At 37.3% G+C, this 15076-nt stretch carries 11 protein-coding genes and 1 riboswitch; of the genes, 4 read left to right on the top strand and 7 right to left on the bottom strand.

What is annotated here, in order from left to right; translation table 11 throughout:
- Positions 1–8 precede the first annotated feature (8 nt).
- From AC1DKZ_RS21635 to AC1DKZ_RS21610, 6 genes are all read right to left on the bottom strand, one after another.
- Positions 9–1310 carry a glycosyltransferase family 2 protein gene (locus tag AC1DKZ_RS21635; protein WP_000988776.1) on the bottom strand — a complete coding sequence of 434 codons (1302 nt, stop codon included), beginning with the start codon at positions 1308–1310 and terminating at the stop codon, positions 9–11.
- Positions 1307–2062 carry a diguanylate cyclase domain-containing protein gene (locus tag AC1DKZ_RS21630; protein WP_476997012.1) on the bottom strand — a complete coding sequence of 252 codons (756 nt, stop codon included), beginning with the start codon at positions 2060–2062 and terminating at the stop codon, positions 1307–1309. The genes AC1DKZ_RS21635 and AC1DKZ_RS21630 overlap by 4 nt, the downstream gene beginning before the upstream one ends.
- A 262-nt stretch (positions 2063–2324) precedes the next feature.
- Positions 2325–3536, bottom strand: a complete 1212-nt coding sequence (locus tag AC1DKZ_RS21625; protein ID WP_002184643.1) for a NupC/NupG family nucleoside CNT transporter — start codon at positions 3534–3536, stop codon at positions 2325–2327.
- A 365-nt stretch (positions 3537–3901) separates the two neighbouring features.
- Positions 3902–5602: a C40 family peptidase gene (locus AC1DKZ_RS21620; RefSeq protein WP_078213843.1), complete on the bottom strand. Its 1701-nt coding sequence runs from the start codon at positions 5600–5602 to the stop codon at positions 3902–3904.
- Positions 5603–5812: 210 nt separating this feature from the next.
- Positions 5813–6697, bottom strand: a complete 885-nt coding sequence (locus tag AC1DKZ_RS21615) for a D-amino-acid transaminase (protein ID WP_003192435.1) — start codon at positions 6695–6697, stop codon at positions 5813–5815.
- Positions 6698–7160: 463 nt separating this feature from the next.
- Complete coding sequence (locus AC1DKZ_RS21610) at positions 7161–9089, bottom strand: LTA synthase family protein (protein ID WP_002089649.1); 1929 nt, start codon at positions 9087–9089, stop codon at positions 7161–7163.
- A gap of 550 nt (positions 9090–9639) precedes the next feature.
- Between AC1DKZ_RS21610 and AC1DKZ_RS21605 the strand changes: the two genes are divergently transcribed.
- Together AC1DKZ_RS21605 and AC1DKZ_RS21600 are read left to right on the top strand one after the other, a co-directional pair.
- Positions 9640–10005 (top strand): YkvA family protein, encoded by a 366-nt coding sequence (locus tag AC1DKZ_RS21605; protein ID WP_002089647.1) that lies wholly within the window; start codon positions 9640–9642, stop codon positions 10003–10005.
- A 50-nt stretch (positions 10006–10055) separates the two neighbouring features.
- Complete coding sequence (locus tag AC1DKZ_RS21600) at positions 10056–10547, top strand: metal-binding protein (protein WP_002089644.1); 492 nt, start codon at positions 10056–10058, stop codon at positions 10545–10547.
- A 176-nt stretch (positions 10548–10723) separates the two neighbouring features.
- On the opposite strand, the gene AC1DKZ_RS21595 is transcribed toward AC1DKZ_RS21600, so the two are convergent.
- Complete coding sequence (locus AC1DKZ_RS21595) at positions 10724–11041, bottom strand: magnetosome magnetite crystal formation protein family (protein WP_002089643.1); 318 nt, start codon at positions 11039–11041, stop codon at positions 10724–10726.
- Positions 11042–11328: 287 nt separating this feature from the next.
- Here AC1DKZ_RS21595 and lldP point away from each other — a divergent pair, with 287 nt between their 5' ends.
- The gene (lldP, locus tag AC1DKZ_RS21590) at positions 11329–13002 is read left to right on the top strand and encodes an L-lactate permease (RefSeq protein WP_016127666.1); all 1674 of its coding nucleotides are present in this window, start codon (positions 11329–11331) and stop codon (positions 13000–13002) included.
- Between the two features lie 71 nt (positions 13003–13073).
- Positions 13074–13189: riboswitch (TPP riboswitch) on the top strand.
- Between the two features lie 112 nt (positions 13190–13301).
- Positions 13302–15062: a phosphomethylpyrimidine synthase ThiC gene (gene thiC, locus AC1DKZ_RS21585; protein WP_002016178.1), complete on the top strand. Its 1761-nt coding sequence runs from the start codon at positions 13302–13304 to the stop codon at positions 15060–15062.
- Positions 15063–15076 lie beyond the last annotated feature (14 nt).

The raw sequence follows: 15076 nt of genomic DNA, 5'->3' as shown, positions 1-15076 counted from the left end.
GTTTCACTTTATTTTTCCTTTTTAAATCGTACTGTTTTATCCCAGCCAATTACTTGTTTCTTGCTCTTTGCACGTAAGTAAAGAATGAGACTGCGAATAAACAAATACGTAAAGAGCTGTGCGTACGTAAAGTACATAATGACGCTTATGAAAATGTTGGTTGGTGTAAAGGTTCGTTCGACGCTCTGGGCACTAAATAATTGAGAAACATATGTAATATATGCGACATACCACATAAATAGTAATGGAATGCTGTATTGAATTTGGAATATCCCGAGCAGTCCAATTACAAACCAAACGTTTGAAATGATTAAGAATAGCCAAAATACGACATATACTAAAACTTGCTGTAAGGAATGGACGAGTAGCTTTCCTTTAAAGAAGCTTAGCGAAGAAAACATTTTTTCTAAAATATATAAGTTTCCTTGAAGCCAACGTGTACGCTGTTTAATAAGAATTTTTAAATGTTCAGGTTCTTGTTCCCATGTAATCGATTCCGGGACGATTGGTAAGAGATAGCCTTTTTGGGTAATTCTCAATGTTAATTCGGCATCCTCTGCAATTGCATAAGGATCATAGCCGCCAAGTTCTTCTAATGCGGAACGACGAAGAAGCATGTTTGTTCCGGTCAGTGAGCCTGTTTGGAATAATAGCCAGCGTCCAGATTGCATAAGGAGCTGGAAAATCTGAAATTCTAATGAAATCATTCGTGTAAGCCAATTTCTCTTTTCATTTACTGTACGAACGTGTCCAACTGCTCCAACGGCATCCTGGATGGTTTCAGCATGTTCTACGAGCATTCGCAGTGCATGTGGTTCAGGTTGATTATCTGCATCGTAAACACAGAAGTATTCACCATCTGAAATGCTAAGACCGTAGTTTAATACACGCGATTTTCCTTTTGGTTCGCCAGGTGGTACACGAATGTGATGAATATGAGCATAAGCTTTGTCGAAATCATCGCCAATTTCAGGTGTTTCATCTTGAGAGTTATCGTTTAATAAATAAACGTTTAATTTGCCCGGGTATTCAATCTTTGCCATCGCTTCTAATGTATCTTTAATAACGACACCCTCATTATGGGCAGGTATTAAAATATCTACACTTGGATAATGTTCTAGCGTACGATCTTTTCGTTTACTATTTCGATGAATTAAGCCCGCGAGTGTTAAGAGAGAGTAGTAAACGAGTAGGCCTGAGAATAGAAAGGCAGTAAAAATAAGTACATATTTGATTGAAAATGTGATGCTAATCCAAAATACGAGTACGCAGAACAGAAGGAATAAAAGGAGTATAACGAGTGTCATCATAATAATGTCTGTCCTTTTGTGTTGATTTGTTCTCGTTTTATTTTAATATCTTGAATTGCTTCAGCGGCAAGCCATTGCTCCATTTTTGGATGTAGACGGTTCATTACAATATCAGCACCAGCTTCATTTGTGTTTTGTAATAAAATGACCAATGTATTGCTTTCATATTCAGCAGCAAGGTCAAAGTCAGTTCTTACTGTATCAACTAATAATGAAGCTACACGATCCATGACACTTTCCTTCGTATATTTACTAAAGGAAGTGAAATCAAAGAAAATAATCATGCCTGTTTCATTACGACGATCCATCGCAGTCCTTAATAATGTTTGTCGTCTTTCGAATTCTTGCCTTGTTAATAGTTTTGATTCTCCGATGTATTGCTCCAACACTCTCACTCGTTCAGTTAACTCTTTATTTTTAAGGATGACCTTTTTTAATAGGTGGGCTGAAATATAAACAATGAAGAAGTTAGCTGCCATTAGGAAGTGGGTAATGATATATTCCCATTGTTCTGATGTACTCCATAAGTGAAGCCACGCTTCATAAAATAAATAGAATACTGAAATGATGGCTCCCAGTATAAAGAAAATAAATGCTGTTTTATCAGCTAAAAATAGGAATAGTACATTTATGATGACATATATAATTGTAAAAATGAGCGCGTGCTCATATTTCGTCACATGTACAGTAGTAAAATAAAATAAAATTTGTAAAATCCACATAGAAAGGACTTTATAGGATTTATCTTTCACGAAACTTTCCTCCTTAAAGATAATTCATGCAGGGTATTTGTAGTATGCACAATTATTAATAAATGGACCGTGTAGCTGGAATTTTTTTTAAAGCGTGCGACATCAAATAGTATCCCTCTTGTGCAAGAAAAAATAAACAGACATACTAATTATCGTAACATATCATCTAGATATCTAGACATGTGGTGTTTAGTATATATGAAAATTATATTTATAGTATACAAAAAAGTCTCCTCTTTAAAAGAGGAGACTGTACATTAATTTATAGGAACATCATACCTGCAACTGCTGCATTTAAGAAGTTCGCTAGTGTACCAGCGATAACTGCTTTAATCCCTAATTGTGCAATTTGTTTACGGCGAGTAGGAGCTAATGTTCCTGTTACACCTAATTGAATTGCGATAGAAGAGAAGTTTGCAAAACCACAGATTGCGAATGTTAAAATCAGATTTGTTTTTGCAGAGAACTCTGCCATGTGAGGTCCTAAGTTTGCGTATGCAACGAATTCGTTGATTGCAAGTTTTTGACCGATAAAGCTTGCTGCTTGTATAGCTTCACCCGGTGAAACCCCGATTAAGATTGCAAATGGTGATAATAAGTAACCGAAGATTAAATCAAGGCTAAGTTTAATATGGAATAAAGACCCAACTAATCCTAATAGACCATTTAATAAAGCGATTAATGCGATGAAAGCCATTAACATTGCTGCTACGTTAATAACAAGTTGCATACCTTCAGATGCACCACGTGCAGCTGCATCGATAACGTTTGCGTCTTCACGTTCTGTAGAAAGTTCAACGTTGTTATCTACTTTTTCTGTTTCTGGCATAATTAGTTTCGCAATTAATAAACTTGATGGAGCTGCCATAATTGCTGCTGCTAATAAGTGCTCTAACGGAATACCCATTGCTGCATAGCCGACAAGAACTGATCCGGCAACAGCTGTCATACCGCTTACCATAATAGTGAAGAATTCACTATTTGTTAAGCGTGCTAAGTAAGGTTTAATTAAGATTGGAGCTTCAGTTTGTCCTAAAAATACAGTCGTTACTGAGTTTAAGCTTTCTGCTTTAGAAGTTCCAAGAAGTTTACTTAATGCACCACCAACGACGCTAACAAATTTCTGCATAATACCGAAATGATATAAGATTGCTACTAATGAACTAATAAATACGATTGGAAGTAGTGCTTGAATAAAGAATACAAATCCCCAAGGTCCTTTTGCGTTGACTAAATCCCCAGCAACGAACTTAATTCCCTCGTAAGAAAAATTAATTAATCCTTGAACGCCATCTGCAGCGTATTTTAAACCTGCTTTTCCGGCATCCCATCGTAATACGATAAATGAAAATGACATTTGTAATGCTAGCGCGATTAAAATTGTGCGCCAATTAATAGCTTTGCGGTTGGAAGATAATAAGAAAGCGATTGCTAATACTCCAATCACGCCGCCAATTCCCCATAAAACATTCATGCAGTGTATGCTCCTTCCTCATAGTAAAAAAGTGTATAAACCAGTTGTCTATACTTTTGCGAATATAACATCTTAAGTAACTTATCATAATGGACATCGGAGGTCAAACGTCTAACGAAAAGTTTAAATAAAAAGAAAATTCTTTGAAAAAACACATATAAAATGAATCGACATGAAATAGGTTATGTTTTTTGTTGAAATATATTCATTGTGATAACGTTTTGGACAATTTTTATAGAATATGGTGTACGAAATAGGAGAATGAACGCATAATTTTTTCGTGAGAAAGAGAATAAGAGGGATTCATATATTGAAACCTTAAAAAAAGAGGCTTCTAGTAAACTAGAAGCCTCTGAAACCATCACTTAAGGTGCTTTCGTATACCCTAAGAAATGGCTTTTCCAATAAGAGTTGCTTAATGAAGCGATTGCTACACCTTTATCTCCAGCCTGGATAAACGATCCACCTCCAAGGTAAATACCCATGTGAGAAGGACCAGCTTTATAAGTATTTTGGAAATAAATTAAGTCGCCTGGCTGTGGACTTGAAGTTTTTGGTAAGCTACTCCAATATCCTGCAACACTTTGGCGGCTAATGTTATGGCCAAATTTCTTAAATACGTGGTAGATGTAACCACTGCAGTCGACACCATTAGCAGAAGAACCGCCCCAAACGTATGGCACGCCTTGCATAGATTTCGCGTATGCAAGTATAGAAGAACTGTCACCGCTATTATTGCTTGTATTGTTATTGTTTTGATTTTCATTAGGCTTATTATCTACTGCGCCCCCAACTGGTGTTTTAGATAGGAAACGTGTTCCGATGTAACCAGTTTGACCATTGTAGTTAATTTTGCTCCATCCAGAGTTTTCAGAGATTACTTGAACCTTCTGTCCTTGTGGAAGTGCGCCTATGATTCTATAATTTGTACCTTCGCCGCTACGTACATTTAGTGCAGAAGCATTAATGTAGTAATCGCCAATTGCACCTTGGTTAGGTTGCTCAGGTTGTTCAGGAGTAGTAGTGCCACCTTTAACGAATTTTACGAATTCGCTGCTAACGTAGCCTGTTTTTCCCTGATAATTAACTTTAAACCAGCTACCTTCAGATCCAATTACGTTTAATTTCGTACCATTTAATACGCCACCAATTACGCTATGGTAAGTAGCAGGGCCCGTACGAACACGTAGTGATGTTGCGTTAACGACGTAAGTGCCACCAGTTTGAACAGTTACATTATTGTTTTGTTCCTGGTTGTTACCTTGCGTGGTGTTTTCGTTAGAACCGCCTTTTGTTACGTAGTCTTTGCTTAAGTAAGCTGTTTGTCCTGCATAATTGATTTTGAACCAATCTTGAACTTCGCCTACAACTTGTACTACTTGTCCTTTTTTCACAGAACCTATAGTTGTATGAGAAGTGCTAGGACCTGTACGAACGCGAAGGGAAGATACGTTTACTGTATAGTTTCCGCTTGCTGGTTTTACAGTATTATTCGTATTGTTGTTTGAAGAACCTGCATTAGAAGAAACACCAGATACGAATTCGCCACTTACATAGCCAACTTTTCCATTATAGTTGATTTTCACCCAACCATTTTCTTGACCAATTACGTTTAATGTTTGTCCTTCATATACACGTCCTGAAACAGAACTAGAAGTGTTAGGAGCGGTACGTACACGTAATACATCAGCAGTAACTGTATTGTTTCCACCTGTGCTTACATTGTTATTTGTTTTTTTTCCATTTTTTGATACAAATTCACCACTCACATAACCTGTTTTCCCATTATGGTTAATTTTGAACCAACCATTTTCTTCTCCAATTACGTTTAATGATTGACCGTTATAAACGCGAGAGATAATGTCGTGAGAAGTGCTAGATCCTGCGCGAACATGTAGCACGCTAGCATTTACCGTATAAGATGAACTGTTTGATGCGGAAGCTTGGACAGTTTGTGTAGCAGCTTTTTGTGTGTTTTGTTCAGGGGCAGCTTGAACGCTATCAAGTGTAGGTGCTGCTCCTCCTGCTACAGACACTGCCGCAAGACCGGCAAGGTATTTTTTCATAATTTGTCGATTCCTTTCTGTCTGTAATGTAGTGAAGAAATATTTACCAACTGTTAAAAATTCTAAAGAGCATGTCGATTACTGTCAAGACTTATGCGGGAATCTGAATATGACAAAAAGATTACAAGAAAAAATCAAGGTATAAATCTACACCTTGATTTTTATTTAAATACATATGTTGGATGTAGAGAGAATAGAAATTATTCGTGTTTAAGAAGATGACATGTTGGATTGTAACAAGCTTTGAAAAAAGGATTTTTGTAGCATTTTTGTGATAGGGCCAACTTGACCATCTTGAATTGCAGTTCCATCAAGGTGGGTCATTGGTAAAATTTCAATAGTCGTTCCCGTAAAGAAGCATTCATCTGCTTGATAAACATCGCGAATGCTGAACAGTTCTTCTTGTACAGGAATACGAAGGGTTTTCGCTAAGGAAAGGACATATTGACGAATAATGCCATTTAAAATAAGGTGATTGGCTGGATGTGTGTAAAGAGTTCCATTTTTTATGAGAAAGAAATTAGAACAGCTCCCCTCAGTTACAGTACCGTTTCGTACGAAAAGAGCTTCTTTACAACCTTTGCGTTCAGCTTTCGTAGCAGCTAATACATTGGGTAATAAATTTAAAGATTTGATATCACAGCGTAGCCAGCGCGTATCTGGTTCTGATATAGCACGTACACCATATTCAATCCATAAAGCTGGTCTTTCCTTCTTTGTAATATAGGCATAGATTGTCAGAGGGACGTCATATGAGAATGCATGGGTACGAGCTTGTACACCACGAGATACTTGCAAATAAATAGTACCATCTTCGTGGAAATTATTACTTTCAATTAGTTTGTAAAGTAGGATAATAAGCTCTGCTTTTGAGAAAGGAAGTGATAATTCTATTTCTTCCATGGAGCGATATAACCTTGTGATATGCGGATCTAATAAGTGAAAGTTCCCTTTATATAGGCGAATAACCTCATAGACACCATCTCCAAACTGCAAGCCTCTTTCTTCAAGTTCTATGTACGCGCTATGTTTCGTTGTATCAATAACTGCATCATTCCATAGTACAAATTTTTCGTATGCCAATTTTCGTCCCATCCTTTCGTTAGTACATGAATAAAAAGCACTCTAGTTATTTTTATGTGAGCAATTCTCTTCATATGACGTATATGTATTTGAAAATTATAGAGAAGTAGTGGTGATTTATAGCATTTTGTATATACAAATTCGAAAATGAGAAATAAGAATCCTGCTTTTTGAAATAAAAAAAGCAACATTCGTATTGAATGCTGCACAAGGAGGGTAGCTATCTTTCGTAGGGACATCGTCTTATTAAAAGTTTTAGTAAGACAATTATAAGAAAGTTGAAAACAAATGATGAACATATTTCTTTAAGGGATCTTATTGAAGATGAGAGATAAGAAATATGTAGAACCTTGTTTACATATTTTATTATAAAGATGTTTCGTTAATGTGGTGTAAATATTAGGTGAAGGTTATGTAATTTTAAAGTTAATGTATAGAAGAATGTGTAGAGAGGAAAATAAAAAAGAGGCTGAGGTTACTCAGCGCTCTTCTTTTCTTCTTTAATAACCGTTTTTACTTCACCAGTTTTGATCTTATTGCTTTCAGAGAAGCGAAGTAAGTCGCCTTCAATGATTTTGTCAGACATGTGCAATTCATTTTGTGCACGATCAATAAGTGGTTGAGCTTCTTCTTTCGGTAATTGTACAACTTCACCTGTGTTACGATCGTAGAATGTACTGTTTGTGTACATGTACTTATCTGTAATGAAGCTACCGTCACGAAGAACAACGAATCCTTTATTGTCTGGTGAGAATACATCATGACCGAATTGGATTTGATTCGAAGAATCTACACCAAGTAGGTTTAGAATTGTTGGTTTAATGTCAATTTCACCAGTTGGTTTTGAAATTGTTTTACCCTCTTTTTGACCTGGAACGTGAATAAACATCGGTGTTTTTTGTAAGTTCATATGGTCAAATGTAGTGATTTCTTCTTTTCCTAAGAACTGTGCCATTGCACGGTTATGATTCTCAGAAATACCATAATGGTCACCGTAGAATACGATAACAGAGTTGTCGTAAATACCTTCAGCTTTTAGACGCTCAATAAAGTGCTTCATTGCTTCGTCTAAGTAGCGAGCTGTTACCATATAGCGGTCAAATACTCCATCACCAGAATTGTACTCGTCGATTAATTTCGTACTGTCATCATAAGTGAATGGGTAATGGTTTGTTAAAGTAAGGAAGCGAGTATAGAACGGCTGCTTCACTTGTTTTAACATATCGATAGACTGATCGAAGTATTCGATATCCTTTAGTCCCCAGTTTAATTTTGTTTCTGGCGTAATCTTGTAGTCAAGTTCGTTGTAGTAACGATCATAACCAAGTGCCGGATACATAATATTACGGTTCCAGAATGTTGCGTTGTTTGCATGGAATACTGATGTGTGATACCCTTGCTCACGCAAAATTTCTGGAGTTGCTGTATATTCGTTGTTACCGTGTGTGAAGAATACAGCACCACGGTCTAGTGGATATAACGAAGTATCTACTAAGAATTCAGCATCAGATGTTTTACCTTGCCCAGTTTGATGGAAGAAGTTATCGAAGTAATAACTTTCTTTCGCAAATTGGTTTAGGAATGGTGTAACTTCTTGTCCATTAACTTGCGCACCAATTAAGAATGTTTGTAATGATTCAAGAGAGACAACAATTACGTTTTTCCCTTTTGCAGTACCATACATATTTGGATCTGGTTTACTTTGTGTTGTTTTCACATAGTTTTCTGCTTCTTGTAATTTACTACTATCAGCAAACGCTTTTTGTGAACTTGATTTTGCTTGTAGGCCAAGATCGTATGCTTGGTGTACATATAATCCTAAGTTTTTAACAAGCATAACGCGGTCGAATGAACGTGTTAATAGTTCTGGACGCTCAGCTTCTGCAAATCCTAGGTTTACGCAGAAAATAGCAACTGTTGACACGAAGTATAGGGAACGCATCGGACGTGCTACACGCTCTGTCGGTGCAAAATCTTTCTTCTTCTTCAATAGAACGAAGAATACGATAATATCCGCAAATGCAAGGATGATTTTGAAGTTAAATAATTCTTTCACACTAGAACCTAAACTTCCGAAATTAGACGTTTGTCCTAGTACTGGTAAAGTAACGAAGTCATTGTAGAATCCGTAGAACATTACGTTACCAACAAGAATGAACGTTAAGATAAAGTTAATTCCTAGTGCTATATAGTTACGTTTTTTCCCTTTTGCAAATAATGCAAGACCCACAAACAGTAATGATGCTGCTAATGGACTAATGAATAAAATGAATTCTTGCATGAAAGATTCAAGTTTTAAATCGAAGCTAGTGCGTGTAATGATGTAGGATTTTAGCCATACGGCCAAAGCTACGAATAAAGTGAAACGCACATTTTGAAATTGTGATTTCATGGTTTCTTTCATTCATTTCCACCCTTTCTCTATCAGGCTTGGTCGATTTTGGAGCGAAAAATGCTAAAATAAAAAATACATAGTTTTCTTGGCCATAATTAGAGTTTCTATATTCACCCATATACGACTTTAACTATGCATACCCTTTTTGGTTTCTTGTGCTGCTCATAAGCATAACGTCATTTCTGTATTATACAACAAAATTCATTTCTGAGAAACACTATAACATTTTACATTTTTTGTATGTGATTTGTCACTACCAGAGAAAACTTTAACATTCGTTTATATGCCCGTCAACTAGAAAATATAACAAAAATAGAAAAGAATGTTAAGCGGAATTGAAAGTTTTTTGGTTGAGAAATATGGAATAGAAATCTTTAAGTGGTTGTCTAGAAAACTATTATATGAAGGAAAATATGAAAAAATTAACGAACACTTGTTCTTTTTGGTTTTGTTTGTTACAATGAAATTTCATTGATAGATTATGTGTAATTTTGATGAACTTTTACTGATAACATAACATATTGTAGCTTATTTCTTTTGAAAATAGGGAGGCTTTTGAATGAAACAAAAATTTTCAGTTGAAGCGTTTTGGAAGAAAATAAAACATGTTGCGAAGCAGGCAGGGCAGTCGGTAATCTATGCGAGTTTATTGTTGTTTTACGTTTTGCAAAGGCCGGATGTTCCAAAACGAGTGAAAATTATTGTAATCGGAGCACTTGCTTATTTCATTGCACCGATTGATGCCATTCCAGATTTCATTGCTGGAGTCGGTTATACGGATGATTTAGGTGCGTTAATGGCCGCACTATTACAAGCATCGATATACGTAAATGAAGATGTGAAAGATAAGTCGCGAGTGAAGTTGGCAGAATGGTTTGGTTCGGATATAGACACATCATTTATCGATCAAAAATTAGATCAATAGGTGAGAACTGTCATAGGATGACAGGGCGAACGTAAGCGAGGAAGTGCATTATGCCATCAGGAAGAACGCATACGAAAATAAACTTAATATCCCTTCCGGTTGTTTTGTTTATGCTCTTTTCGTATGGATTAACAAGTTTTGATTTTTTATTAACTTTTGCAATTGGCTTTTTAGTAGGTACTTCATTTTTAACACCGGATTTAGATACGTACAGTAATGCGTATAATAAATGGGGATTCCTCCGCATTTTTTGGTATCCATATAGGAGCGTAATGCCCCATCGTTCCTTCTTCACACATACGATTATAATTGGTGATATTATTCGTATTGCATACATGTTAATCGTGTTTTCTCCGTTTTTATTCCTATTAAATATAATCGCATTCGGTGGAAATTTAATAGAAATTGCGAAGGAACACGAGGTTGAAATTGTAACGTTTGTAATGGGGATTGTTGTGGCGAGTACGCTCCACATTATAGCGGATAAAGCGAATACGCGCCGAAAGAAAATGATGAGAAAAAAGAAGAAACGCAGAAGATAAAAAAACCGTCCCAAAAGGTATTTTGGGACGGTTTTTTCTTATTAATAGGTAGGTTATTCTTGTCGTATTTTGTAGTTAAGTCGATATTCCTTGTCGAATCGCCGATAAAATTTCATTTACGATCATGCGACATTAATTTTTGGACAGTTTCTTTTTAATCAAACGTTTGTTTAAAACTAAGCTTTCAGTATCTTAATACCTTTCACGATATTCCAAATGAAGTAGTATAAGCTAATGATTCCGCAAATGCATAAGACGATGATTGCTCCAATTCCAAGTGTTACGTCTGGTTGATCAGATCCGATGCCCATAATTCCTAAAATAACTAATCCAATAAATGTTGCGATACTTGGAATAATGTGTGTCCATAGAGCACGCTTTGCATGTGGTTTCGTTTCAGAATCGCCCACAATCCACACGATAATAGGGAATAAGATAGGCGCAAATAATACACTAAAGTATGATAAAGCTGCTAATATTTTGTTTCCGTTCATATATATCACCTCATAAGTAATGTTCGTTGTTATACCTTTAGTATGCAGTAGATTTGGCGAGCTTCCTATCGATTAACATTACAAGAACGTGACGCTTTTGTAAGATTTCCTTTTTAAATGATAAAATTTTCAAAAAAATCTTTTTAAATGAAAATTGTTGTGATAAAATTATTGAAAACGTTTTCTTAAACGTTTTATATTTTTTAGACTTAAAGGTATGATGACCTGGTAGTCTATTGATAAGGTTATATCTTATTTAAAAGGGGATTCTTTAGGGGGAGAGAACAATGAACACATGGACACAAGTTTACGATCCGTTCGGTAACATTTGGATTTCGGCAGCAGTCGCACTTATTCCAATCATCTTTTTTTTCTTAGCTTTAGCAGTTTTCCGCATGAAGGGGTATGTGGCAGGATTTATTACAGTTGTATTAACGATTTTGGTGGCGTTATTTGCGTATAAAATGCCATTCACAATGGCAATGGCAGCGACCGGATACGGTTTCTTATACGGATTATGGCCAATTGCGTGGATTATCATTATGTCAGTATTTTTATATAAAATTTCTGTGAAAACAGGTCAATTTGATGTCATTCGTACATCTGTATTATCCATTACGAATGACCATCGTTTACTCGTTATTTTAATCGGATTTTCATTTGGAGCATTTTTGGAAGGGGCAGCAGGATTTGGTGCACCAGTAGCGATTACGGCAGCGCTTCTGGCAGGCCTTGGGCTAAATCCTTTATATGCAGCAGGTCTTTGTTTAATCGCAAATACTGCACCAGTAGCGTTCGGAGCAATGGGGATTCCGATTACAGTTGCTGGACAAGTAACAGGCATTGATCCGCATAAAATTGGACAGATGGCTGGGCATCAATTACCGTTCTTATCTTTATTTGTTCCGTTCTTTATCGTATTTTTAATGGATGGCTTTAAAGGAGTAAAACAAACGTGGCCTGCTTTATTTGTAGCGGGTAGTTCATTTGCAATTACACAGTTCATTACAGCGACGTTTTTAGGGCCAGAACTTCCTGATATTACGTCAGCGCTTGTAAGTTTAGTAAGTTTATCGCTATTCTTAAAAGTTTGGCAGCCGAAAGAAATTTATCAAACTAAGCAAGCGAATAGTGAAGTAGCCGCGGCGACGACAACGACAACGACAACGACATCTATGCCGAAACTAACGGTAGGAAAAGTAGTAAAAGCGTGGTCTCCGTTCATTATTTTAACTGTGATGGTAGTCATTTGGAGCCAAAGTTTCTTTAAAGCATTATTCGCTCCGGGCGGCGCTTTAGAAAGTCTCGTATTTAAATTTGAAGTTCCAAGCTTGCACAATTTAGTAATGAAAGCAGAGCCTATTGTAAATAAACCAACACCTTATGAAGCAATCTTGAAATTAGATATTTTATCAGCGACTGGAACAGCAATTTTAATTGCTTGTATCATTTCTATCTTTATTTTAAAAATGAGTGCAAAAGATGCAGTAGCAACATTTAAAGAAACGTTAAACGAACTAAAAATGCCAATTCTATCTATTGGATTCGTATTAGGATTCGCATTTATCGCAAACTATTCTGGTCTATCTTCTACATTAGCGTTAGCACTTGCAGGAACTGGCGGACTATTCCCGTTCTTCTCACCATTCTTAGGATGGATTGGCGTATTCTTAACAGGATCAGATACGTCAGCGAACGCACTGTTCTCGAATTTACAAGCAATTACAGCGCAGCAAGTCGGTGTATCTGAAGTACTTCTCGTTGCAGCAAATACAACGGGCGGTGTAACAGGTAAAATGATTTCTCCGCAATCAATTGCGATTGCTTGTGCGGCAGTTGGACTTGCTGGGAAAGAGTCAGATTTGTTCCGCTTTTCATTGAAGCATAGTTTATTCTTCGTTACTATTGTTGGGATTATGACGTATGTACAGGCTTATTATTTAACTTGGATGATTCCGTAAACAACAAAAGAAATAAACTTTGCATTTTTCAGATTATAGTGTATGATGGGAAAGTATTGAAAATTAAATCAGTGATAAACTAGGGGTGCCTAACGTATGCGTAGGCTGAGAGAGAAGCGTGTGAACTTCTTAACCCTTTGGACCTGATCTGGCTCGTACCAGCGTAGGGAAGTTAACGGCTTTACATAATTATGTCTTTATGAGCCAGGTCCTTATTCTTTTATGGACCTGGCTCTTTTTATTTTGGCATGCGCTGGCCATATCTCGTCCTTGTCACGAACAGGGGGGCAACAAAGGTTATGAAACAGTCTGTTTCAGCTGAGCAAATTGAATTGAAATCGAGTTTACCAGGAAGTAAGAAAGTGTATGTGGATGGAACACGTGAAGGTATGAAAGTACCAATGCGCGAGATTGAACAAAGCGATACGAACGGTGTTCAAAATCCGCCAATCCGTGTGTATGATACGAGTGGACCTTATACAGATCCAGAGTATAAAGTGGAGCTGGAAAAAGGGATTCCAACGCCGCGCCACTCTTGGACCTTGGGGCGTGGTGATGTGGAAGCTTATGAAGGACGCGAAATTAAACCTGAGGATGACGGTGTGAAAGTGGCTTCAAAACATACACCTGTTTTCCCGCAAATGGATCGTAAGCCGCTTAGAGCGAAGCAAGGTGCAAATGTTTCGCAGATGCATTATGCGCGTAATGGCATTATTACGTCTGAGATGGAATATGTTGCGATTCGTGAAGGGGTAGAGCCTGAATTTGTTCGTAAGGAGATTGCAGAAGGTCGTGCGATTTTGCCGGCGAACATTAACCACCCTGAAGCGGAACCGATGATAATTGGACGTAATTTTCACGTAAAGGTAAATGCAAATATCGGAAACTCTGCTGTATCGTCTTCTATTGCAGAAGAAGTAGAGAAGATGACGTGGGCGACTCGCTGGGGTGCAGATACGATTATGGATTTATCTACAGGAAAAAACATTCATACAACACGTGAGTGGATTATTCGTAATGCTCCGGTACCAGTTGGAACTGTGCCAATTTATCAAGCGCTTGAAAAGGTAAACGGAATTGCAGAGGATTTAACGTGGGAAGTGTATCGTGATACGTTAATTGAGCAGGCGGAGCAAGGCGTTGATTACTTCACGATTCACGCTGGTGTATTACTTCGTTACATTCCCATTACTGCAAAGCGTATGACCGGTATTGTTTCGCGCGGTGGTTCGATTATGGCGCAGTGGTGTTTATTCCATCATAAAGAAAACTTCCTATATACTCACTTTGAAGAAATTTGTGAAATTATGAAGCAGTACGATGTTTCGTTCTCTCTTGGAGATGGATTACGTCCAGGTTCTATTGCAGATGCAAATGACGAAGCGCAGTTTTCTGAGCTTGAAACACTTGGTGAATTAACAAAAATCGCTTGGAAACATGATGTGCAAGTTATGATTGAAGGACCTGGGCATGTACCGATGCATTTAATTAAAGAAAATATGGAGAAAGAACTTGATATTTGTCAGGGTGCGCCGTTCTATACACTTGGGCCGTTAACGACAGATATTGCACCAGGTTATGATCATATTACTTCAGCGATTGGAGCTGCGATGATCGGCTGGTTTGGAACGGCGATGCTTTGTTATGTAACACCGAAAGAACATTTAGGTTTACCGAACAAAGATGATGTTCGCGAAGGGGTTATTACGTACAAAATCGCTGCGCATGCAGCCGATCTTGCGAAAGGGCATAAAACGGCTCATCAGCGTGATGATGCACTTTCAAAAGCACGATTTGAATTCCGTTGGCGCGACCAATTTAATTTATCTTTAGATCCTGAACGCGCGATGGAGTACCATGATGAAACGTTGCCAGCAGAAGGGGCGAAAACGGCGCATTTCTGTTCAATGTGTGGCCCAAAGTTTTGTAGTATGAGAATTTCACATGATATTCGTGAATATGCGAAAGAAAATGACTTAGAAACGACAGAAGCAATTGAAAAAGGAATGAAAGAGAAAGCGGTAGAATTCAAAGAAACTGGTAGTCACTTATATCAATAACACGTCACACCTCT

This window comes from Bacillus sp. 05T21, assembly GCF_056396785.1.
The sequence above is the reverse complement of the archived record's forward strand: the minus strand, read 5'-3'. Positions and strand labels throughout refer to the sequence as shown.

What these genes read in the sequence shown, in the direction of transcription:
- AC1DKZ_RS21595 (WP_002089643.1), bottom strand. Translation starts at nt 11,041, where the DNA reads ATGAACGGAAACAAAATATTAGCAGCTTTATCATACTTTAGTGTATTA.
- thiC (WP_002016178.1), top strand. Translation starts at nt 13,302, where the DNA reads ATGAAACAGTCTGTTTCAGCTGAGCAAATTGAATTGAAATCGAGTTTA.
- AC1DKZ_RS21635 (WP_000988776.1), bottom strand. Translation starts at nt 1,310, where the DNA reads ATGATGACACTCGTTATACTCCTTTTATTCCTTCTGTTCTGCGTACTC.
- AC1DKZ_RS21625 (WP_002184643.1), bottom strand. Translation starts at nt 3,536, where the DNA reads ATGAATGTTTTATGGGGAATTGGCGGCGTGATTGGAGTATTAGCAATC.
- AC1DKZ_RS21620 (WP_078213843.1), bottom strand. Translation starts at nt 5,602, where the DNA reads ATGAAAAAATACCTTGCCGGTCTTGCGGCAGTGTCTGTAGCAGGAGGA.
- AC1DKZ_RS21600 (WP_002089644.1), top strand. Translation starts at nt 10,056, where the DNA reads ATGCCATCAGGAAGAACGCATACGAAAATAAACTTAATATCCCTTCCG.
- AC1DKZ_RS21610 (WP_002089649.1), bottom strand. Translation starts at nt 9,089, where the DNA reads ATGAAAGAAACCATGAAATCACAATTTCAAAATGTGCGTTTCACTTTA.
- AC1DKZ_RS21605 (WP_002089647.1), top strand. Translation starts at nt 9,640, where the DNA reads ATGAAACAAAAATTTTCAGTTGAAGCGTTTTGGAAGAAAATAAAACAT.
- AC1DKZ_RS21615 (WP_003192435.1), bottom strand. Translation starts at nt 6,697, where the DNA reads ATGGGACGAAAATTGGCATACGAAAAATTTGTACTATGGAATGATGCA.
- lldP (WP_016127666.1), top strand. Translation starts at nt 11,329, where the DNA reads ATGAACACATGGACACAAGTTTACGATCCGTTCGGTAACATTTGGATT.